Source organism: Pigmentibacter sp. JX0631 (assembly GCF_029873255.1).
Lineage (GTDB): Bacteria > Bdellovibrionota_B > Oligoflexia > Silvanigrellales > Silvanigrellaceae > Silvanigrella.
This window is the reverse complement of record NZ_CP123622.1, coordinates 3,145,933-3,168,555: the sequence shown is the minus strand read 5'-3', so window position 1 is coordinate 3,168,555 and position 22,623 is coordinate 3,145,933. Positions and strand designations below refer to the sequence as shown.

Here is a 22,623-nt window from a genome sequence, read left to right as displayed (position 1 = left end):
TTATAGACGATAATAAAAACAGGATGACAATTGTGAAAGAGATAAACCCATCAAAAAATATCAGTCTTAATAACCGTTCAAACATTGCACAACTTGCCATTTGGACTAAAAAATTTTCCACTCCTCTCCATAGAATGATCAATACAAGTTTGCAAAAAATAACCGCATCAGAACATGGACAACTTATCTTATCTGTTTATAAACCAGGCGATGATAAAAGCACTGTTCTATTAAGTATGAAAAAAGGTGAAAGCGGTATTTCTACAACACACTTGAAACCTATTCCTTTAAAACAACCGAACTCTATTGTTCAGATTGCACGTAAATACTTGCAAGGACGGAAGATAACTTCCGCTTATGCGACTATGGCACCAATTACCATAATTCTAGAATTTGGGGAACCAAATAAAAATCTCGAAAATTATCTTGAAATAGAAGCAGGACCAGATAGTTTGATTTTGGATTTAGATGCAAAGCCACCTAGAGTGATATTAGCTAAAAAATATTTAGGAGTTCCTAATAGATACATCGAAGAATGTGGACACCAATTTTCTATTCAAGACTATTTTTTTGAAAGCTGGTGTGAATGGAGTGAAGAAAATACAAAAACAAAAAAAAGAGCTTGTTTTTTTCATCCTTTAATCGGCTACTGTCCAATGCCAGGATTTGGCGAAGACAAAGATCAAATTAAGCAACAGGATGTTAAAACTTCTGTTCCCTTAAACTTTCCTAAAATTCCAGAAGAACTTTCACTTGTTACAGCTTTAGAAAATATACCTACGCATATTAGAAGAGCAGCAAAAACAAAACTCCAATTTTTGACTCGAAGAATTCAAAAACAAAAACAAGATTTACCTGACCAACAGGAAATTTCTAGACTTCTAAAACAAAGTGAAGGTTTAAAAACAAATTTATATTTATGGCCAAAAGAATCTATCACATGGTATGTACCACCGCAATTTATTTCGGAATTTGGATTACCAGCATTTTATACTTTGAAAAAAGGTGAAAAACCAGGTGATATTTTAAATAAAATTCATCATGAAATTGATGTTTTAAAAAGAAGAAAACAAGAACTTACAACTAGAATAGCTGAGAGTATTCAAGCAGAAAATGATTTCAAACTCTTGATAGTAAGTTGCGCGAAAGAGTTAAATTATTTTATAGACATTTACTCTAAAGAAACACTTAATGTTTATAATAAAGATATAAATAAATTTTCTAAATACATATTAGACTTAATCCTCGAAAAAGAAGATCTACCTTTAGTATCAAAACTATGTCGAATTTTAGATATCCCTATTACTGAAAGTAAACTTGAACGGAAATTAATCGAAGAAAAAGAAAAACGGTTACCGTTTAGGGTTTACTTTGCTTCAACAGGTGAATTTATTCGGGTCGCTAAATCAGCTGAAGATGGTGATAAAATGATAAAAATGATGCCTTCAAATCATACATGGATACACGTACTGACTGGCGAAGGAAGTCATGTTTGGCTCGAAAAACCTAAAGGAGGAAAAAGACCTTCTGCTCAAGCATTAAGAGAAGCCTCTATTTTAGCTGTACATCATTCCAAACACAGTAGAGCTCAAAGTGCAGAAATCCAATTAGCAACTCGTGCTGATATAGAAAAAAAGAAAAATTTACCAATTGGAAAAGTCCTGGTAAGAAGATGTGATACGCTATTAATTAAATATGACCAAACTGAACTACAAAAATTACTTGCAGGTGCCAGTATATAATGGAAATGAAGAAAGAGTTTATTGCTAAAACAACCAATTTAAAAGTTGCGATTGTGCATGATTGGATGTTCACCAGAAGAGGTGGAGAAAGAGTATTAGAACAAATATTAAATTTGTTCCCACAAGCAGATTTTTATTATTTATTTGGAAAACCAGGAAAAGTTTTACATTTAAAAAATAAACATTTATTTATATCCTCTTTTTTAAGTAAAATTCCATTTATTGAAAAAATATATAAAAATCTATTACCATTGCTACCTATCGCAATTGAAAGTTTTAATTTGGAAAATTATGACCTGATTATTTCAAGTAGTAGCTGTGTAGCTAAAGGTATAATTCCACCTCCACTTGCTTTGCATATTTCTTATATTCATAGCCCAATGCGTTATGCATGGGATCAAGAACATCGTTACTTTAAATACCAGCCTAAATTAACAAGACCTTTTGAAATTTTAAGAAGATTTTTTTTAAATAGAATACGAATTTGGGATGTTACTTCAGCAATAAGAATAGATAAGTTAATTGCTAATAGCCAATTTGTTGCTAGACGCTGCCAACTTTACTATGGCCGCAGCGCAGAAGTTGTTTATCCTCCAGTGAATATAAAATATTTTAATATTATTGATCAGCAAAACAATATTCCACAAAAAAGAAAAGTATTGTTGTTTGGTGCATGGACACCTTATAAAAAAATGTTACAAACATTAGAATTACTTGTTGCTAACAAAATTCCTGTAATTGCCGCAGGTCAAGGCGAAGAAATATTAAAAGCTAAAGATAAGTATGGTAATAGAATAGAATTTTTCATTGATCCACATGATGAAAAAATACCAGGAATATATGCTCAAGCACATTGTTTATTATTCCCTGCAATTGAAGATTTTGGCATTGTTCCATTAGAAGCTACCGCTGCTGGACTCTGGGTGGTAGCACCAAATCAAGGAGGTACAAAAGAAACAGTAATTGATAACGTCACTGGATATACTTTTCCTGAGAACTCTCAGGAATCGATGATAGCAGCAGTTAAAGCAGCTCTTGTTAAAGATATTTCTGCTGAAGATAAAAAAAATATGGCTTTGCATGTGGAAAAATTTTCTGAAGAAGTGTTCTCCCAAAAAATGATGAAAATTTTATTAGATTGTTTAAATTCTAAAAGGGTTATCGAATGATTATTAGTAGGCATGTAGAAAAATTAAATATTTATAGAGCTATTTTAGATTTTGCTATAATAGCATTTTCTTGGATATTTGCTTTTGTATTGCGTTTCAATTTTGAAATAATCGCACTTACAAAAGGAAGCGATTCCTTATTTAATTATCTTAAATTACTACCAATTTTAATAACCTGTTATTTTTTTATTTTTTTATCTTCAGGCATTTATAAAAAGAATTTAATAAAGAAGAAAATTTGGGAAGAAAACTATCTTTTAACCAAGCAACACACTATCTCTTTTTTTATTTTTGTTACATTATCTTATTTTATTTATGATCACAGATATAGTCGTTTTACTTTAGTAATATTTTTTGTTCTTGTGTTGATCTTTCTGCCAATTGGCAGAAGTATAATTCGAAAACTTAACAGGCTCTATTTAAAGCATAGTAAAAATAAAAAAAATGCTATCATTATTGGTGAAGGGCCAAATTCAACATCTTTAGCTAAAATTATTCAATCACATTCTGATTGGAATTTAAAATTAGCTGCAACTCATTCTTTTTCTGAAATAACTGCTATAGATGATTATTTAAGAAAAACTCCTGTAAATTTAATTTTTATAGTTCCTAATGCAAAAGAAACTATTAAAGTAAACGAAATTTACAAACATTTAGATAAAAGTTTAGCTGATATTTTCCTTATTCCTTACACAGGTGAAAAAACTTTTTTTAGCCCCAATCCAATTCAATTCGATGGAATTACGGCTCTTTCGTTAAATTCTTCCCAGCTCCACAGTTTTGGCTTAATTTTAAAACGCATGTTTGATATCTGTTTTTCTCTTCTTTTTTTGCTTTGCTTCTCCCCTATCTACTTAATTTGCGCAATTTTAGTTCGCATTAGCAGCCCTGGGCCTATCTTTTTCAAGCAAGAAAGAATGGGATTAGATGGAAAAAAATTTAATTGCCTTAAATTCAGAGGAATGTTTGTAGATGCCGAAGCAAAATCAGGACCAGTTTGGGCAAAATCAAATGATAATCGAACTACTTCAGTTGGTAAGTGGCTTAGAAAAACAAGTTTGGATGAAATTCCACAATTTATAAATGTGCTAAAAGGTGAGATGAGTGTTGTGGGACCAAGACCTGAACGACCTGTCTTTGTTGATGATTTTAAAGAGCAAATACCAGGATATCTGCTGCGACATAAAGTAAAGGCAGGTATAACCGGCTGGGCACAGATAAATGGTTGGCGAGGAAATACATCTTTAGAAAAAAGAATTGAATGTGATCTTTGGTATATTCAAAATTGGAATTTTTGGTTAGATATGAAAATCGTATTATTAACCCCCTTGAAAGGGCTCATCCATCCTAACGCATATTAATTTTCTTTTCATCCCTCTTCATATGCTTAAAATATTGGCTTTTCTTGGTAGAAATACAAATTTCTGTTAAACTAATATAAAACCAATTTTAATTGCGCATTTGGAGTTAAATCTATGAATTCACCAGAACCACCTAAAAGTCCAACAGCGCCCGCTTCCTCTCCATCAGTAAAAAAATTCTTTCAAATAGTTGCTGCACCTGATGGCATGGAAGCATTTATCCCTGCAAAATCAAATATTAGTCCTGAAGTCGCAAAATTAACATTTGAACAATTATCTGCATACTTAGTAAAATTAGGTTTCTCTGCCAAACCTTCTCAACAGGCATTTCAAGAACTTATTCAATGCGCTGCTTCAAAACAAAAGCAATTTGAAAAAAATTTCATATTAATTAAAGGCAGTCCTTATATGCCTGCAAAACCAGCAACAATTAAATGGTTAAATCCTATTACTATGCCAAAAGATTTAGTAAGACCAGGAATACCCTTTGGAATCATTAAACAACCAACTCCTGCCAGTTTGGCAAAAACAATCTATGGTGAAGAATTACCTAACGTACTACCTTTAACTGGAGAAAAAGTTGATGAAAAAAAAGTTATTACAACTCATCCTGAATTTATTCTCGATAAAAATGGTGAAATAAAATGTGCTAAAGGCGGACAAGCTGTGATCCAACATGACGGAAAAATCGATTACATTGATTTTTATACTGTAAAAGATGTTCGCCCCGATCAATTTCATAAAGTTCACTTCCCTTGTAGCGTCGTTGTTAAATGTGAATTACAAGGATCTCTTGATTGGGTTGTTGATGGTGATTTAACTCTTGAAGAATTTTGGTCTGCTTCCAAAATTCAAGTTAAAGGCAATGTTAAAGCAAAAAGTGGAATACAAACAAATAATCCAACAGATGAAACAAAAGCTGTTCAAATTCAAGGAAATCTTGAAGCTGTTTTTATTCAATCAAGTTGTTTTATTATTGAAGGTAACGTAAAAGTTGAAAAAGCTATTTTAGCTTCAAAGGTGATTACGAATGGTAATTTGGAATGCCTTGGAGATCCCGGCAAAATAGCGGGATCAGAAATTATCATGAATAAAGGAACGATAAATGCTAAAAACATTGGTAGTGAAAAAGAAAAACCTACATATGTTAAATATTTATCAGAAGAAAGTGCAAAAAACTCGAAAGTTGAAGCTCTTTCTGAAGGAACACGTATTCAAATTCGGAAATCAAATATAATTATTAAATTTACACAACCTTGGCCACCACCAAATCAATAGGTATTTATTCTAAATGCAACGTAATCGATCTAAACAAAAATCTCTTTCAAAGACCTCACTTTCTCATACTACTGCAAAAAAAAATGATAGAGAAACAATTACTGCTTATGATTTAGCTACAGATGGCAAAGCTATTGCAAAAGGTGAAGATCAAATTATTGTTTTTGTCAAAGATCTTTTACCTGGAGAAAAAGCTAAAGTAGAAATTATCAAGAAAAAATCTACTTATAAACTCGCAATTTTAGCAAAATTAGAAACAACCGCTTCCTTTAGATCGCTACCACCTTGTCAATATTATGAATTATGTGGTGGTTGCCAATTACAACATATTTCTCCTGAATTACAAACGAATTTTAAATTAAAATGGTTTTTTGAAACTTTAAAACGAATTGGTAAATGGAATCATTCTCATTTTAGTAAAGCAGAACAAATTCTTGAAGTTGTTTACTTAAAGAAAGAATATTATCGTCGAAGGATTCGGTTACATTTTGATGGAAAAAATCTTGGCTTTAAACAAAGCAGTTCAAATAAAGTAATAAATATTTCAAAGTGTTTAATTTCTACAGAATTGATTAATCATAAAATAGAATTCATAAAAAAAACTCTGCTAAAATGTGTTTCACTTCTAGAAAATAAACATTGGGAATGTGAAATTGAAGTCACTGAAAGTGATGATGGGAAAATAGTAATAAATATTGCTGATATTTTTAATTTTGAAAAATCTTTACAAGTAGGAAATATTCATAAAATTATTGAAAAAAATCTTGAAATCAATCAAGATCAACACATATTAATAAAACATCCGGATTTACAAAAATTTAAATTAAAAAAACAAAGTTTTGTTCAACCGCACATAAATTGTATTTTTCATTACTACAAATATATAAAAATGAGTATCGATTTTTTTCTCAAAAAAAATCAAAATAAAATTCAAAATTTTATCACTTATGACTTATATTCTGGTGCTGGAGTTTTTACAGGAATTCCTTACTTTGTTGGTCAACAATATAATTTAAAAATTAATTGCTATGGAATTGAAGGCATAAAAGAAGCAATTGATTCATTAAATCAAAACTATAAAAATTTTCCTGTGCAAGGAAAAACACAAAATGTCGATGATTTTATAAATGAACAATTTCAATTAAAGTCTCAAGATCCAAATAATTATCAGGGAATTCATATCTTAATTTTAGATCCTCCACGTGCAGGCTGTACAATTCCTAATATGCAGAAAATAGTCGAACTCTGTGCAAAAAATGCTCTTATTTTGTATCTGGCTTGTGATCCAGCAAGTTTTGCAAGAGACTCACGTGTGCTCTTAGAAGGTGGCTTTCAATTAAACAATCTAACATTATTTGATTCCTTCGGTCATACTACACACTACGAAGTATTAGGTTGTTTCGAAAAAAATGAGTAATTACGGATTTAACTATGAAAAATTCTTTAAAACAGATTTTCGTCTGCAATTCATGCGGATCAATTCATCCCAAATGGTTAGGTAAATGTCCTGATTGTGACGCTTGGAATTCTATCCATGAAGAAACAGTCCAAAAAAATCAGTATCAACAAAATATAAATGGCAATAAGGCGGATATAAAACCCCTTCCAAAAGTTGAAGAAAAATTAGAAAGACGTTTATTTTGTGGTGTTCCTGAGCTGGATAGAGTTTTAGGTGGGGGTTTGGTTGTAGGAAGTTTAATTTTACTGAGTGGTGATCCAGGAATTGGCAAATCAACTCTGCTTTTGCAAGCTTTAAATGGATTAGCCCAACGTGGATACAGGGTTCTTTACGCCAGCGGTGAAGAAAGTTGTACCCAAATAAAACTTAGAGCCGAAAGACTTGGCTCCTTGCATATGAATATCCTTGTAACAAATGAAACAAATATTTTGGCCATTCTAGAAGCAGCAAAAACAACAAAACCAGAAGTTTTAGTCATAGATTCTATCCAAACCGTATATAACCCAGAACTGCCTGGAAGTCCTGGAAATGTTAGCCAAGTGCGTGAATGTACTAATCTAATTTTACAAAATGCAAAAAGCCAAAATATCTCAACCTTTGTTATTGGCCACGTAACAAAAGAAGGTAACATAGCAGGTCCAAAATTACTTGAACATCTAGTTGATACTGTAATGCATTTAGAAGGTGATTATTCTAGTGGTTATCGCATATTAAGAGCACAAAAAAATCGCTTTGGTTCTACAGGAGAAATAGGAGTTTTTGCCATGCAAGGCCATGGTCTCGTTGATATCCCTAATCCTAGTTCACTCTTTTTAGATCAAAATAAGAAAGGTTGTGAAGGTTCTGCTGTCACTATTACAATGGAAGGCACGCGCCCCATTTTACTTGAAGTCCAAGTACTTGTTGGAAAGACATCTTTTGCATCTCCGAGACGATTGGCAACTGGATTTGATACCAATCGTTTTACAATTTTACTTGCAGTACTTGAAAAAAGAGCTGGTCTATTTTTATCCACTCAAGATGTTTATGCAAACATTACTGGTGGTTTTAAAATATATGAAACTGCAATCGATCTAGCAACTGCGGCCGCAGTAACTTCAAGCCTATTTAACAAACTTTTACCAGCAAAATCAGCTTATTTTGGGGAAGTAGGATTGTCTGGAGAAATACGAATGGTAAATCATGCGTTAGCGAGAATCCAAGAAGCGCAGAAGCTCGGGTTTGAAAAAGTTTTTATTCCGTCCCAAAATTATCAATTAGAACAGCCTCATATATTGAAACTTATAGAAAAATCTGAACATCCTTTTTTTGTAATTCCAGTAGAACATATTAATGAAATAGTTCACAAGGATAGATAACTTATTGTAATTAAATAAAAAATAATAATTTTTCAATAATTTTATCTAGACAACTTTTGGTATTTAAAATATCCTAAAATTTTATTGCTCTCGGGAAAGAATTTGTCATATGCAAATTCTAACTGGAAACAGTATTTTAAATTCCAACTAAAAATTTGGTGCGAAATGACAACAATGCATGATCCTTTTAAACAAGAAATCGCTGAACTCATTTATAATGAGTTAATAATTATAAGCTCAGAATTAAATGTAGAATTTCAAACAAAACAAGAAGACATTTATAAAATGTTGACTATACCTCCAGAATTCTCCTTTGGCCAAGCAGCTTTACCTTGTTTTCCATTTGCAAAATCGTTTCGTCAAGCACCAAATAAAATAGCTCAAATTTTAAGTGAAAATTTAAATAAAAAAAATAAAAAATTTATTAAAGAAGTAGCTTGTATTAATGCTTATTTAAATTTCCATTGTAACTTTAATCAATACGCAAACCAATTGGCACTAGATTTCTCAAGCAATACTTATTTTCATAAAAATTTACTGCAAGACAATGAAAAAGAAAAAATTGTATTAGAATACTCTCAACCAAATACGCATAAAGCTATGCATGTAGGACATTTACGTTGTTTAGTGTTAGGTGACTCTGTTGCTAATTTACTAGAGTACATTGGAAATAAAGTCGTACGGGCAACTTACCCCGGTGATGTAGGAACACATGTCGCAAAGGTAATTTGGTATCTTACACATCCCGCAAAAAAAGATTTACCTACTCAAAATAAAACTCAATGGCTTGGGCAAATATATGCTGAAGCAGTCGATGCTTTTAAAGCTATAGAAAAAACCGAAGAAGAAGCAAAAGTTAAAAAAGATATTTCTGAAATATTACATCAACTGAATAATAAATCTGGAAATTACTATGATCTTTGGAAAGAAACTCGTGAATGGAGCCTTGAAGAATTAAGAAACATTTATGATTGGCTAGATACAAAATTTGATACCTGGTACTTTGAAAGCGAATGCGAAGCACCTTCAAAAGAACTAGTAAAAAGGAAATATGCTGAAGGCGTATTTATAAAAGACAACGGAGCAATAGGTTTAGATTTATCCGCATGGAAATTAGGCTTTGCGATGCTCTTAAAATCCGACGGAAATGGATTATATCTTACAAAAGACATTGATCTGATAACTAAAAAATTCTCAGACCCTGAAGTAACAAAATCTATCATTGTCGTGGACTCCCGCCAAAAACTGCACTTCCAACAATTATTTAAAATTGCAGAAATCATGGGCTATCCACAAGCTGCAAAATCAGTACATTTATCTTATGAAACAGTTAATACTGAAGATGGTAAACCCTTTAGTTCAAGACAATTAAATGGATTACAATTATTCGATTTAAAAAATAAGATGGAGCAAAAAGTAACTGCTGATTACTTAGAACGATACAAAGGGCAATGGTCCGATGTAGAAATTGAAGACACTGCTAAAATTATAACAATTGGCGCTCTTAAATATGGTATGTTACGGGTTGATAATAATACTCAAATAAATTTTTCCTTAGAGGAATGGCTTAAACTTGACGGCGAAACAGGACCTTACTTGCAATATGTGCATGCACGTTGTTCAAGTATCTTAGATAAAATTGGATCACCTTCTTCTAACAGCTCAATTGAAATAAATGAAATACAAGAGCATGAATTGGTTTTTCTCTTATCACAATTTAATGAATTTGCTTTACAAGCTGGTTTCCAAAATAGACCATCAATCCTAGCTAATTACTTATATGATCTTGCAAAAAGCTTTAATCGTTTTTACGAAAACTGTCCCATTAAAAATGCCAGCGACAATATTAAAAATTCCCGTTTACATTTAGTTAAATGCTCAAAACAAGCAATTTCAGAAGGATTAAAATTACTTGGAATTCCTGCACCTGCTAGAATGTAAGCTTCACTCTTTGTAATTCTTAGTACTCAAAATAAATAAAACCGAAAAAGAGTCAAAAAAATTGTATTCAATTTAACATATATTTATTTTCTAATATTCTATTCTAATCTAAGAGAATCAACTAAAATTTTTTTCAGGATGATTTATGATTTGCTTTTTCAAATATCTTACTTTTCTTGTTTTACTTTTTTCGCAATTTTCTATTTTTGCAGGAAACTCAGTTCGGATATGTACAGAACAAAGTCCTCCGTTTGTAGAAGCTAATCGGGACACAGGAGAAGTAAAAGGAATAGATATTGATGTTTTTACATATATATTTAATAAACTAGGGGTGGAATACTTTATTGAACAAATGCCATGGGCCAGATGCGAGTTATCTTTAGAAGCTGGAGTCGTTGACATCGGAATAAAGGTATCAAAAAACCCTGATAGAGAAAAGTTTTTATTCTATCCAGAAAATGCTGTTTGGGAAACCGTATTTGTATTATTTACGAATAATCTAACAAAGAGAAAGTATAAAATTAAAAGTTATGATGATGTTAAAGCACACAAACTTATTGTGGGTGTGATTCATGAAAATTCCTATAATTCTGATTTTTGGAAAGCATTTCCTTGGGTAGATAAGCCGAATCAGCTTTATCATCCACTCATTGAACCTTCCCTAAATGTAGAAAGTAACATGAAAAAATTAGCTGGAAACAGAATACAACTATATCCTCAAGATAAAAATATTGGGATTTATACCGCAAAAAAACTGGAATTAAAAAATATAACATATTATGACACAGTGTTATTTAAAAAACTTTACTACAATACCTTTGCAAAAAATTCTAAATTTTCCCATGAAAAATATGGAGATATTATTGCATTAATGAAAGCCTATGATATAGAATTAAAAAACCTAAAATCAAGCAAAAAGTATAAACAATTTTTTGATAAATATTTAAAGTAATTTTCAATTTAAAGTTTTATTATTTGCTTTTTTCATTAATTCATAATAATCGGGGACTTTTATTTTCCCATCAATTATTTCTGACCTTATTTTATTAATTTTTCTTATTTCTAATCCGCTAAGTAAAATTCTATTATATTTATCATAGGCCCAATCAATTCCACCATTGCGCAAATCAAAATATTTAGTCTCGGAAGTGAACCTATCTTCAACGATATCTTTTATTGCCATATAAACAGCAATATCTACATGTTTCAACATACTTGTTAATACAGCTCCTGGGATAATTGAATTTTGATTTGAATCTACACCAATGGTGAAAAATTTATGAACACGATTGCCTGTTTTATTTTTTTCAAGATCTATATTGAATTCTTTTGTTGCTTGAAAAATTCCTTGTCCTGAAGGTCCTGCCACTTGAAATATAACATCATATCCTTGTGTAAATAATGAAATTGCTATTTCTTTAGCTTTCGCAGGATTATTCCAGGCCTCGGTTTTTGGACCAATTACAGTATACAAAACTTCGATTTTTGTAGAAATATGTTTAGCGCCTGCTTCATAAGCTACGCCAAATCGTTTCATCATAGGAATATCCATTCCGCCAATCATTGCAACTTTCTTTGTTGAACTTTTCATTGCGGCAATAGCTCCCATTAAAAAAGCGCCTTGATCTTCTCGAAATAAAGCTGAACGAACATTTTTCTTACTTGAATGAATTTCAGCATCAATTGTTAAGTATTTTTTATCTGAATATTTTTCTGCTAAAGCCTTAACATGAGTAGAAGGATTAACTCCTACAGAAATAATTAATTTGCAATTAGGATCTACACTAAAAGCTCTTAAAAATTGTTGAATTTGTTGATCGGAATGAGTCTCTAAAAATTTACTCTCTTTTGAAATAGCAAGAGATTCTAATGCCTGTTGAAATCCTTCAACTGCGGATTGATTAAAAGATTTATCGTTTTTCCCACCAACATCTAATACCATGCAAATTATTGGTAAATTTGCATACACAAAATTTGATTTTAGTAAAAAAAACATACATAAAAAGTATTTATATATTATTTTATGAAAAGAATTCATTACATCCTCAATATACAAATTAAAAAACCCAAAGGAATACCCTTTGGGTTTAACAAAAATTTACATCATAATCTACCTTAGATGACAGGTAAATTCCAATTTTCAATTACATTTTTAACTGTACTTAAAAATTTACCACTATCTGAACCATCAATAACTCTGTGATCAAATGATAAAACACAGTAGCACATCGTTCTGATAGCTATAGCATCATTAATGACGACTGGTTTCTTTTGCATTGCACCAATTCCAAAGATTGCCACTTGAGGTTGATTGATAATCGGCTGACCTATAACAGTTCCAAAACCACCATAATTTGTAATAGAAAATGTTCCCCCGCGAACATCATCAGGAGCAAGTTTCTTACCCCTTGCTTTATCAGCTAAATTATTGAGTTCTCTGCCTAATCCGACAAAACTTCTCTCACTAGCATTTTTAATAACAGGAACAATTAAGCCCCAATCAAGTGCAACGGCACAGCCTAAATTAATATCTTTTTTATAGAGAATAGTATCACCATCAACACTTGCGTTTACAATGGGAACAGCTTTAATTGCTTCGATAGCAGCATGCATAAAAAATGGCATAAAGGTTAATTTAAAGCCATTTATAGCTTCAAATTTATCTTTAAATTTTGCACGCACATCAACTATTTTTTGCAGATCAATTTCAATTACTGAAGTAACATGTGGACTTGTTCTTTTACTCATTACCATATGTTCTGCAATTTTCTTACGCATTCCAGTCATTGGTACACGATTTACTCTTACACCATCAACAATTCCCTCAGAACCACCACCTGTTGATTTGAGATGATCTGAACTCGCCTTTGCAGCAGGAGCAGTAGCAGCTGCTGCCGCAGAAGCGACTAATGGAGAAACTGTTTTAGATTCTAATGCAGCAAGGACATCGTTTTTAACAATTTTGTTACCTTCACCAGATCCCTGTACTTTGGATAAATCTAAAGCGTGTTCTTCTGCCATTTTTCTTGCTAAAGGACTCGCATAAACTTTTTGAGTACCATCATTACTTGTCTCAACATCTTTGCTGGCAACTTGAACAGTTTGTTGCGGTTGTTTTGTTACTTTTTCTTCTTTTGGAGCTTCAGCTACTGCACCCGGAGTTGCAGCATCATCAATGACCGCAACTACAGAATTTACACTAACCGTTTCGCCTTCTTTTGCTAAAATTTGGACAAGAACGCCAGTAACAGGAGATGGAATTTCTGTATCTACCTTGTCTGTAGATATTTCAAATAAAATTTCTTCTCTCTGAACTTTCTCACCTAACTTTTTATGCCAGCGGGTTAGTGTTCCTTCTTGAATAGATTCACCCATTTGAGGCATAAGCACATTCTGAGTTGCCATATACAAACATCCTTTTCGTATCAGTTTTTTAAATCAAAAATGAATATATTATATATTAATTGGATGTCCCATTGCAGTGTGAGCAGCTTCTTTTATAACTTCAGACACAGTTGGATGTGGATGAATGGTATGAGCCAACTCTTCAATAGTCATTTCCAAATTGTTACCTAATGCAAATTCTGAGATCATTTCACTTGCTTTTGGATTTACAATATGAACGCCTAAAACTTCACCATATTTCGAATCAGTTAATATTTTTACAAAACCATCAGCAACATCATCAATATGTGCTTTTGCAATTGCTGAAAATGGGAACTTAGCTGATTTGTATTCTCTGCCAGCTTTTTTTAATTGATTTTCAGTATATCCAATACTTGCAATTTCTGGATAAGTATAAATTGCAGCAGGATTAGTTAAATAATTAATTGGATGACGTTTTTTCCCAACAATGATATCAACTGCAAATAATGCTTCAGCAGAGCCCGTGTGAGCTAATTGTGGCGTTGGAATGACATCACCTACTGCATAAATACCGGGAACATTTGTTTGATAAGTTTTCAAATCAACCGCAATAAACCCACGTTCATCTAGCTTAACACCAACTTTTTCTAACCCAATATTTTCAACATTAGGTGCACGTCCAACACTTAACAAGACTTTTTCATAAACCCGGGGAGAGTTTTCTCCTTCAATCATAACTTCAACTTTGTTACCTTTAGCAGTCACAGATTTTGTCTTAGTGCTTGTTAAAATTTCACAATTTTGTTTTTTTAATGCCTTAGTTAATTCAGCTGCAGTTTCATGATCTTCTGTTGGACAAATTTGATCTGCCATTTCTAAAACTGTTACCTTGGTTCCATAACGGCCATAAGCTGAAGCAAATTCGCATCCAATTACTCCACCACCTAGAACTGCCATAGTTTCAGGAACTTTATCCCATGCCCAAATTTCTTCGGAGGTGACAATATTTTTTCCATCAACTTTAATATGTGATAAATGGCGAGCTCTACTGCCAGTCGCAATTAATATATTCTTGCAAGTATAAGATGTTTTTTTCCCATCAGCTGTAACTTCTACTTGTCCTTTCCCAGTAATTGTTCCAAAACCACGAAGGACATCTACTTTATTTTTTTTCATTAAGTAACTGACACCACTAGTCATTTTCTTAACAATTTCATCACGTCTTTTATTCACTTGTGGGAAATCAAGTTCAGCTTTATCTGCACCAGCTATTTTAACTCCGTAGCTTGCAAATTTTTTAGCTTTATCAAACATGAGTGCTGATTGCAGCATTGATTTTGCAGGGATACAGCCAACATTCAAGCAAGTTCCCCCAAGGGTTTGATCTTTTTCTATAATTGCCACTTTTAAGCCAAACTGTGATGCATAGACAGCACCTTCATAACCAGCTGGACCACTTCCAATAACAATTAAATCATAATTCGTAGACATTAAATTTTTTCCTCCAAAGATATTAATCCTAAAAATATCCTAAAAAGACACTTGGAATCTCCCGCTGTTTGTATGTAGTCTTGCCCATCGTAAAACGCAACCTCGGGAAAGGAAAAGTCCCCCATGCGCGAGATTAAACTACCAAATCAAGATTTTATATTGTCTTTATCAGAAAAGAAAACCCCCCTGCGAATTGATTTTATTTGTTCGGGGCTTAAGAACTCAGATTTACCCCCATCTTCCGCGCCAGAATTCGCATTGGTTGGTAGAAGTAATGTTGGAAAAAGTTCTTTAATAAATTTTGTCGGAGGACAAAAACAACTCGCTAGAGTAAGTAATACTCCTGGGAGAACTCAAACTATTAATTTATTTTCAGCTGAAAAAGGTACTTTTTTTCTTGTTGATCTTCCGGGTTATGGCTATGCAGAATCAGCACTAACAACCCAAGCTCATTGGGAAAAAGAAATGCAAAATTTCTTTGAAGAAAGAACAGGACTTTTTGCAATCTTTATTTTAATTGATATTCGTAGAGATATTCAACCAGAGGACGAAAATTTATCTCGTTGGTTTCAAAAACTAGGGTTAAAAGTTATTTGTATTCAAACAAAATGCGACAAAGTACATAAAAGCAAATGGCAACAATTAAGAGAAATTCATGCAAAAAAACTCGCACTGCATCCAAGCCAAGTAATTACAACAAGTTCTGACAAAAAATTGGGTTTAAATGATATATTTAAAAATATTTCAGGAATGCTTGATGCACTAGAAAAAGATTTAGAGGATGAAGAAAATGACATCCCACAATGAGCCTGAGTACACTGGTAAACTCATGTATCAATTAGGTGAAACTTTATTAGATAAAGATGATATAATTATTCAGTCTAAACCTAAACTTTCCTTTGATAAACAAGGTTATTTATATCCAGAAGTGAAAGAAGAATTATTAAAATTTCACCCTGAAGTGGTTCTTTATTGCCCGCAAATTCCTCCAAATACAGGAACAATTGCCCGCATGTGCGCCGCCTTTAGTTGCACTCTCCATCTTATTGAACCGATGGGGTTTCATATCACTGAAAAAGCTTTACGCCGTGCAGGTCTTGACTATTGGGAACACGTTTCAGTTTACTTACATAAAAGTTGGGATTTATTTTTATCGACAAGAAAAAAAAGAAGAATCATTTTTGTCGAAACTGGTGGCAATAAATCTCCATATGATTTTCAATTTCAGCCAGGAGATTTACTTGTTTTTGGGGCTGAAACTTTTGGAATCCCGAAAGAGGTTATGCAAAAAGAAATATCGCAAGGAAATGCTGAGATTGTAACAATACCAATGTTTAATACGGGAGTAAGAAGTTTAAATCTTTCCAATACTGTTTCTATAGTGATGTACGTAGCAATTGCAAAAATCCAAAGTTGATATTTTTTGAAATGAATTGACATATTTTATTTTTTTTAATATTTTTAATTATAAAATTTTGTTTTGATTAGGATTTTTTCCTATCTGTCCCAAGTTCTAGTTTATTCCTTGTTTTTTTAATTCATGCTTTATTCTTTTATTACTATATTTCAATTATGTTTATTCTTCATTATTGGGAGAAAATTATGGTTTTTAACAGTATATCAGATAAATTAATTCCCATTCAAATTAAAGGTGTAGGTAAGGTTGGTTGTGCTGTGTTAAAAAATCTAAATAAAAATGAATTTAAGGTAACAGAGGCGTCTGATTCTAAATCAACAATTAGTGATCCAACTGGTTTAAACATTTCTGAAATACTAAATATTAAGGAACACGAAAAAAAAAACCTAAATGTATATATCTCTAGCAATAATTTTTATGACTTTCTTGATACTGCAAATAGACCAAATATAATAATTGACTCACAAGAAACAAAACTTTTAAATTCCCACAATAATTACAATTTTTACGAAAAAATATTAAGAGAAAATAACAAAGTTATTTTCTCTGCAAGAGATACATTATTTTATGGAATTGATATTTTACTCACAGAATATTCAAAAAATATAGGAATCAATGCTGCCTTAAATGGAATAGGAAGATATCTGCAAAGTAATTTAGAATTACTCAGGAACAAGTGTTTGTCCTTTAGCGCAAATTGTCATCCAGTAAGTACATTTTTAATTGAGCTGATAGAAAAAGGAGAGAGTTTAGAAAATGCAATAAATTTTGGGAAAGAAAAAAGAATTTTTGAATATTCTATTGAAGACGAATTAATTGCTAAAAATGCCTTTATTTCTATTAATATAGCAGCAAATGCAATATTTGGGTATAAATATGATTCTTCTATTTTTCTCCAAAATTTAAAGGAAATTGATCCAGATCTTATCCGTTACAGAAAAGCTAAAGGAAAAACAACACGCCTAATTTGCTCTGCACAAGCTGAAGGTGCAATTCATTTATCATACCTTGAAATTGAAGAGCACTCCCCACTTTATTGCTCATCTGATTGCGTTTCATATTCGTTTAATTTAGGCCGTGAAAAAACTCATGTTGTTAGAGGAAATGGAGTTGGGCCCTTGCAAACTGCTTTAGCCATTTTTGAAGATTTAAATTATTTAAAAAATATATAAAACTATTCTATTATTTTTAAATCGAAAAGGCCAAGATTTCCATTTTGATAAAACACCCTTATTTGCCAATCTCCCGTCATAAATAGTTGCATATTATCAAGCTTAAAACAGCCTAGTTGTATTTCAGATGAGGCTTTGGATCTTATATTACTTGGTATATCTGTTTTTTCAATCGTTGGAGGCTGACTTCCATGCCCCATATCAGGCATATACAAGTCTATTTTATCAACAATTTGATGATCTTGTACGCACAAAATGGATTGACTCATATTTTTTGAATTTGGTTTCGAAAAAAACTGCAGAATACCAAACGCTTTTTGGTTATGGTTAGGAGACAAATTTTCAACATTTCCTGATTTTTTATCATATGTTGCTAAATGCATAGAAATTTCAATTAAAGGTTTCGTTTCACCTTTTTTAAAAAATAATAAAACTAAAGCAATAACAGCAACAATGATACCTAATAATAAGAATATTTTAGTAAAATTCGACATTCATAACTCCTAGTAACAAAAAAAACTATTCAAAACATTAAACTTTTAACTTTCAAAACGAAAAAAAGAAAGGAGCAAACTCTATCATAGTGCAACAAATCATTGCGCTAAAAAAGCTTTTTCAATAATAAAACTTGGTAAATATCTTAAGGTAAGCTAAAGATACTATCTGACTAACAGAAAAGCTAGTTAACAATTAAGATTAGGTAAAAAATGGATTTTAAACAATTTATACAAAAGGTTAAGTGTTTTTTATTTGACTACAGTTTTCCTGACGAAGAAAGAACAAAATTATTTTGGCTGATTCATTTACGCTGGATAGCAATATTTTTGTTATTAATACTTCTGTACTTTGTTATAAAATTTGAATGGATACAACCACAATTTATTCTTTTATACATTCTAACGCTGTTAAATTTAAGTATTTTAAATATGGGGGCATTTTTTCTAGCGCATAAATTAAAAATTATCTCCATTAATTTCGTTTTTTTTCAGCTTACTTCAGATCTCTGTGCAATTACATTTTTATTAGTTATTACTGGAGGTATTTGGAATCCTCTAGTACAAATTATTTATTTAAATATAATTTTAGGCGCAATATTACTTCATAAAGTTCAAGCAATAATCTTTTTTATTAGCTCATTACTGTGCATACTATTTTTACATTATTCAAATTTTACCCCACCAGCTTTTAGCTTATATCCAAATAAAAATTCATTATTTTTATCTGGGCAATTGGCAATTTGTATTCTAATTTTTTCGTTAACTCATTGGATATCAAGATTGCTAAGTAAACAAAAAAAGTATTCAGAAATTCTTTTAAATGAAAATAATCGCCTTGATAAACTGCGTGCTATCGGTGCTCTTTCCGCAGGATTTTCACATGAGTTTGCAACACCGCTAAATACAATAAAATTAAGAACAGAGCGTATTGAAAGAAAAAGCAATGAATTAATGCAATCCGATTTGGAAACTATAAAAAAAGCTATTAATCAATGTGAAAGTGCTATCAAACAAATTCATAGTAAATCTTTATCTGACGAAAAAACTTTTTTTGAGAAAAAAAATATTTATGAATTAATAAGTAAGATAATATTTAGTTGGAAAAGCAAGAACAATAATATAATTTTTATATCTGAAAAAGAAGCAAAAAACTTAGAGTGTAAAATTCCACTTTTAGCTTTTACAAAAGCTTTTATTGATATTTTAGAGAATGCTATTCAAGCAAATAACTCTAACACATTAGAAATATCCGTTAAACTCCAAGTAAAAGATCAATATCTTAAATTATCAGTAGCTGATAATGGTCCAGGTTGGCCAAAAATAATTAAACAATATGCAGGGAAACCATTTCTCACTACAAAAGAAGACGGAGTAGGATTAGGATTATATAATGCTTTCTCTTTAGCTTCTGCTGTTAATGGAAAATTTATTTTACTAGATAATTCAAATGGTGGAGCGTGCGCGCAATTTTTAATCCCTATTTGGAAAGAATGAAAGTTTAAAATTATGGATAATAAAAAAATTCTTATTCTTGAAGACAATGAAGATTTTCGCAGTTCTTTAGCTATTGAATTTGAAGACAAGGGATTAACTGTATTTGCTCTTGAAAGTTCAGCTAAAATTCCAAGAATTAATAATTTCATTGATTATGCTATTATAGATCTAAGATTAAAAAATGAGAACGGAATCGACGCTATTGAATTACTACAAGAGCTCAATCCTAATTGTAAAATAGTAATGCTTACTGGTTATCCAAGTTTAGCAACTGCAGTTAAAGCAATAAAAAAAGGTGCTATAAACTATTTAACAAAACCTGTAAATATAAAGCAATTAGAACTAGCTTTATTTGAGGATGATTATAAAGAATATCCTAATATTCAACAAACTAATTTTGTTTCCTCTCCGTTAAGTTTAGCAAAACATGAAAGAGAATATATTGAGTATATATTAGCTGAATGCGATGGAAATATTACAAATGCTGCAAAAAGACTTGGGTTACATAGGCAAAGTTTACAAAGAAAATTGAGAAAATACCCGCCAAAAAAATAAATTAGACTTCAATCAAAACATTAATTGAAGTCTAGTAAATAACTAGTAAGCTATTTTTTTGGAATTGTGATATTTAAATTTATTAGCATATTTTGAAATACATTTAAATCATGCCAATTAATTGCTTGCATATACAAAGTACCAAAATAATTTCCCTCTGGTAATTTATCATTTAAGGTCGGCAAGAATTTAATTGTAAATCCTTTAGAATAATTACCTTTTGCATCGGTTCCGCAATTAATTCCTACAGCTGTTGTTAAGGGCCAATTTGCATAGGTTGGACAATTTTGGGGTACACTATTTCCAACTAAAGTAACTTCATATCCATCAACTGTATTTGGATTATAAACTTTTACTTTAAAAGTTGATTGTTCTTTTCCTGAATCACCTCCCCATGTTATTGTATGAAATTTATCCAATTTTGCATTTGGCAAAACAAATCCTACTGATTGAGTAGGAGGTAAGAGAGTTGTAAATAAACTAGATTTATCTAAAATAATTGGCAATCCTTTTCCATCATAAGTAAGATCAAATGCAACAAATTTAAAATTGTTTCCTTTAAATCTATTTTGAATATCAGTTAAACCTAAATGAAAAGATCCATTTTTTTCACTAGCTACATTCATAAAATATTTATTAGCATTTAAAGATGATGTATAAATTGCAGGATCATCAGTTGAGGAAATTTTCTTGTCATTACCTACTTTAAAACTCAAAGGAGCAGGAGAAACCGCACTAAAAATTTCAGAATTAATTGATAAACTATCAACTGTTACAGTACAATTTTTATTGTATGCTAACTTAATAACAAGATTTTGTTTACTTAATATTTGAGAATTTGGAGAACTCATTCCATCACATAAGACAGACAATTGGAGAGAAAAATTTACTGTATTCAAACCATCAATTAAACTATCAGAAGTTTTACCAATAACTTTATAAATATCTTGTAAGATAAAACCTGTTTCAGTGATAGGCAACGTTGCTACTGTAATACTTGAACCAAAAGAATCCCCTTCTTTTAATCCTAGAATTCTTGCTTTATTTACTCCATGAGTACGGCCAGCTATTAGCTCTATACAGTCAGTTAATTGTTTATCGTTGTCTTTTCCTGGCTCAAGTTTACATCTAAAGACAGAGCCTGTTCTTTTCCCTGTTTCATCTTTTCTTCCAACAGCACCAACATAGATATAATTTCCGTATATCGCCAATGAAGAACCAAAATTATCATTCACACCTAATTTTAACTCATTAAAACTTTTTTGATTTTGTCCACCAAAAAATTCACTACAATTTTTTCCATCAAAATCACACTTAAAAACAGCACCAGTATCGTATAAATCACTTTTATTTGTAGGACCGCTATCTCTGCCAATTGCACCAACATAGATATTTTTTTCTGTTCCAGTTATGCTGTAACCAAAATTATCATTAGTAATTAAATTCAATCTTGAAACATCAAATTGAACACAGTTTAATCCTTCCGTGTTACATTTAAAAACCCGTCCATTACCACCATTTTTATTCTTTGCACCTATATAAAGATTAGAATTTGTTAAATATATACTTGACGCAAAATTATCAAACCCATTTAAATTTTTTCGAATTTGGTTTGACTGGTCTTTTCCACCCATTATTTCAACGCACTTTGTTCCATCTGAAGCACATTTGAATAAACTGCCCATGTCGTATAAATTTGATTGAGCAGGAGTTCCTCCATCTCTTCCAACAGCGCCTATATAAATAGCATCATTTGTGACAAAAATACTAGCTCCAAAATTATCATTTGTAATTAATTTTAAAGTACTAGAATCAATTATAGAACAATTTAGACCGGACAAATCACATTTATAAACAGCTCCATTGGGGTTATTTATTTCCATTATATTTACTGCATTAAATCCACTTTTATTTATTGCTCCAATATAGATTGAATTCTCATTCACACCAATGCTAGAACCAAATAAATCATTTGATTTTAGCGTTAAATTTGTTGCACTAATATATCCGGCTAATCCACCAAATATTTCTATGCAATCATCTCCTTCTAAAGAGCAGCGAAATACAGAACCTGTTCCGTTTCTCCCTTTTGCACCTATCAGTAAATAATTTTGATAATTTCCACTTGGGTTTTGCGTAATTACATTTGCGCTAGAATTTGCTGAGTCATATCCTCCACCAAAACCACTTCCGCCTTTTGAACATGAAAGAAGGAATGACAATAAAAAAATCAATATAATTAATTGATATTTTAATTTAATTTTAAATTTTTGAAAAAAATTAGGCATAAATCCCCCAATTAATATGAAATCAGTGATTAATC

The 22,623-nt window shown here is 31.3% G+C and carries 18 protein-coding genes; 13 read left to right on the top strand and 5 right to left on the bottom strand.

All coding sequences use genetic code 11. From position 1 onward, the window contains the following. The first annotated feature begins 32 nt into the window (after positions 1–32). The 8 genes from QEJ31_RS13710 (at position 33) to QEJ31_RS13675 (ending at position 11,260) form a co-directional block, all read left to right on the top strand. Positions 33–1,742 carry an NFACT RNA binding domain-containing protein gene (locus QEJ31_RS13710; RefSeq protein ID WP_280590963.1) on the top strand — a complete coding sequence of 570 codons (1,710 nt, stop codon included), beginning with the start codon at positions 33–35 and terminating at the stop codon, positions 1,740–1,742. Continuing rightward, positions 1,742–2,911, top strand: coding sequence for a glycosyltransferase (locus tag QEJ31_RS13705; RefSeq protein ID WP_280590961.1), 1,170 nt, complete (start codon positions 1,742–1,744; stop codon positions 2,909–2,911). Before QEJ31_RS13710 ends, QEJ31_RS13705 begins: the two co-directional genes overlap by 1 nt. Then, complete coding sequence (locus tag QEJ31_RS13700) at positions 2,908–4,272, top strand: undecaprenyl-phosphate glucose phosphotransferase (protein WP_280590960.1); 1,365 nt, start codon at positions 2,908–2,910, stop codon at positions 4,270–4,272. Before QEJ31_RS13705 ends, QEJ31_RS13700 begins: the two co-directional genes overlap by 4 nt. Before the next feature lie 114 nt (positions 4,273–4,386). After that, the gene (locus QEJ31_RS13695) at positions 4,387–5,550 is read left to right on the top strand and encodes a FapA family protein (protein WP_280590959.1); all 1,164 of its coding nucleotides are present in this window, start codon (positions 4,387–4,389) and stop codon (positions 5,548–5,550) included. A 13-nt stretch (positions 5,551–5,563) separates the two neighbouring features. Then, complete coding sequence (locus QEJ31_RS13690) at positions 5,564–6,967, top strand: TRAM domain-containing protein (RefSeq protein WP_280590958.1); 1,404 nt, start codon at positions 5,564–5,566, stop codon at positions 6,965–6,967. Positions 6,968–6,981: 14 nt separating this feature from the next. Beyond that, positions 6,982–8,367 (top strand): DNA repair protein RadA, encoded by a 1,386-nt coding sequence (radA, locus tag QEJ31_RS13685; RefSeq protein ID WP_280590956.1) that lies wholly within the window; start codon positions 6,982–6,984, stop codon positions 8,365–8,367. A gap of 165 nt (positions 8,368–8,532) precedes the next feature. Continuing rightward, a complete protein-coding gene (gene argS, locus QEJ31_RS13680) occupies positions 8,533–10,308 on the top strand; it encodes an arginine--tRNA ligase (RefSeq protein WP_280590954.1) in 1,776 nt (591 codons plus the stop codon). Between the two features lie 145 nt (positions 10,309–10,453). Next, positions 10,454–11,260 (top strand): transporter substrate-binding domain-containing protein, encoded by an 807-nt coding sequence (locus QEJ31_RS13675; RefSeq protein ID WP_280590953.1) that lies wholly within the window; start codon positions 10,454–10,456, stop codon positions 11,258–11,260. 3 nt (positions 11,261–11,263) lie between these two features. On the opposite strand, the gene QEJ31_RS13670 is transcribed toward QEJ31_RS13675, so the two are convergent. The 3 genes from QEJ31_RS13670 to lpdA form a co-directional block, all read right to left on the bottom strand. After that, positions 11,264–12,346 (bottom strand): BMP family ABC transporter substrate-binding protein, encoded by a 1,083-nt coding sequence (locus tag QEJ31_RS13670; RefSeq protein ID WP_280590952.1) that lies wholly within the window; start codon positions 12,344–12,346, stop codon positions 11,264–11,266. A gap of 77 nt (positions 12,347–12,423) precedes the next feature. Next, positions 12,424–13,713 carry a dihydrolipoamide acetyltransferase family protein gene (locus QEJ31_RS13665; RefSeq protein ID WP_280590951.1) on the bottom strand — a complete coding sequence of 430 codons (1,290 nt, stop codon included), beginning with the start codon at positions 13,711–13,713 and terminating at the stop codon, positions 12,424–12,426. A gap of 48 nt (positions 13,714–13,761) precedes the next feature. Beyond that, entirely contained in the window at positions 13,762–15,165 is a 1,404-nt protein-coding gene (lpdA, locus tag QEJ31_RS13660) for a dihydrolipoyl dehydrogenase (RefSeq protein ID WP_280590949.1), read from the bottom strand. Between the two features lie 123 nt (positions 15,166–15,288). Here lpdA and yihA point away from each other — a divergent pair, with 123 nt between their 5' ends. The 3 genes from yihA (at position 15,289) to QEJ31_RS13645 (ending at position 17,754) form a co-directional block, all read left to right on the top strand. Further along, positions 15,289–15,972: a ribosome biogenesis GTP-binding protein YihA/YsxC gene (gene yihA / locus QEJ31_RS13655; RefSeq protein WP_280590947.1), complete on the top strand. Its 684-nt coding sequence runs from the start codon at positions 15,289–15,291 to the stop codon at positions 15,970–15,972. Beyond that, a complete protein-coding gene (locus QEJ31_RS13650) occupies positions 15,956–16,582 on the top strand; it encodes a tRNA (cytidine(34)-2'-O)-methyltransferase (protein ID WP_280590944.1) in 627 nt (208 codons plus the stop codon). Before yihA ends, QEJ31_RS13650 begins: the two co-directional genes overlap by 17 nt. A 185-nt stretch (positions 16,583–16,767) precedes the next feature. Further along, entirely contained in the window at positions 16,768–17,754 is a 987-nt protein-coding gene (locus QEJ31_RS13645; RefSeq protein WP_280590943.1) for a hypothetical protein, read from the top strand. Between the two features lie 2 nt (positions 17,755–17,756). On the opposite strand, the gene QEJ31_RS13640 is transcribed toward QEJ31_RS13645, so the two are convergent. Next, entirely contained in the window at positions 17,757–18,248 is a 492-nt protein-coding gene (locus QEJ31_RS13640) for a hypothetical protein (protein ID WP_280590941.1), read from the bottom strand. A gap of 213 nt (positions 18,249–18,461) precedes the next feature. Here QEJ31_RS13640 and QEJ31_RS13635 point away from each other — a divergent pair, with 213 nt between their 5' ends. Then, positions 18,462–19,745, top strand: a complete 1,284-nt coding sequence (locus QEJ31_RS13635) for a HAMP domain-containing sensor histidine kinase (protein WP_280590940.1) — start codon at positions 18,462–18,464, stop codon at positions 19,743–19,745. A 12-nt stretch (positions 19,746–19,757) separates the two neighbouring features. Next, positions 19,758–20,300 (top strand): response regulator, encoded by a 543-nt coding sequence (locus tag QEJ31_RS13630; RefSeq protein WP_280590939.1) that lies wholly within the window; start codon positions 19,758–19,760, stop codon positions 20,298–20,300. A gap of 50 nt (positions 20,301–20,350) precedes the next feature. Here QEJ31_RS13630 and QEJ31_RS13625 read toward each other — a convergent pair whose 3' ends face one another. Then, positions 20,351–22,588: an FG-GAP repeat protein gene (locus tag QEJ31_RS13625; RefSeq protein WP_280590938.1), complete on the bottom strand. Its 2,238-nt coding sequence runs from the start codon at positions 22,586–22,588 to the stop codon at positions 20,351–20,353. Positions 22,589–22,623 lie beyond the last annotated feature (35 nt).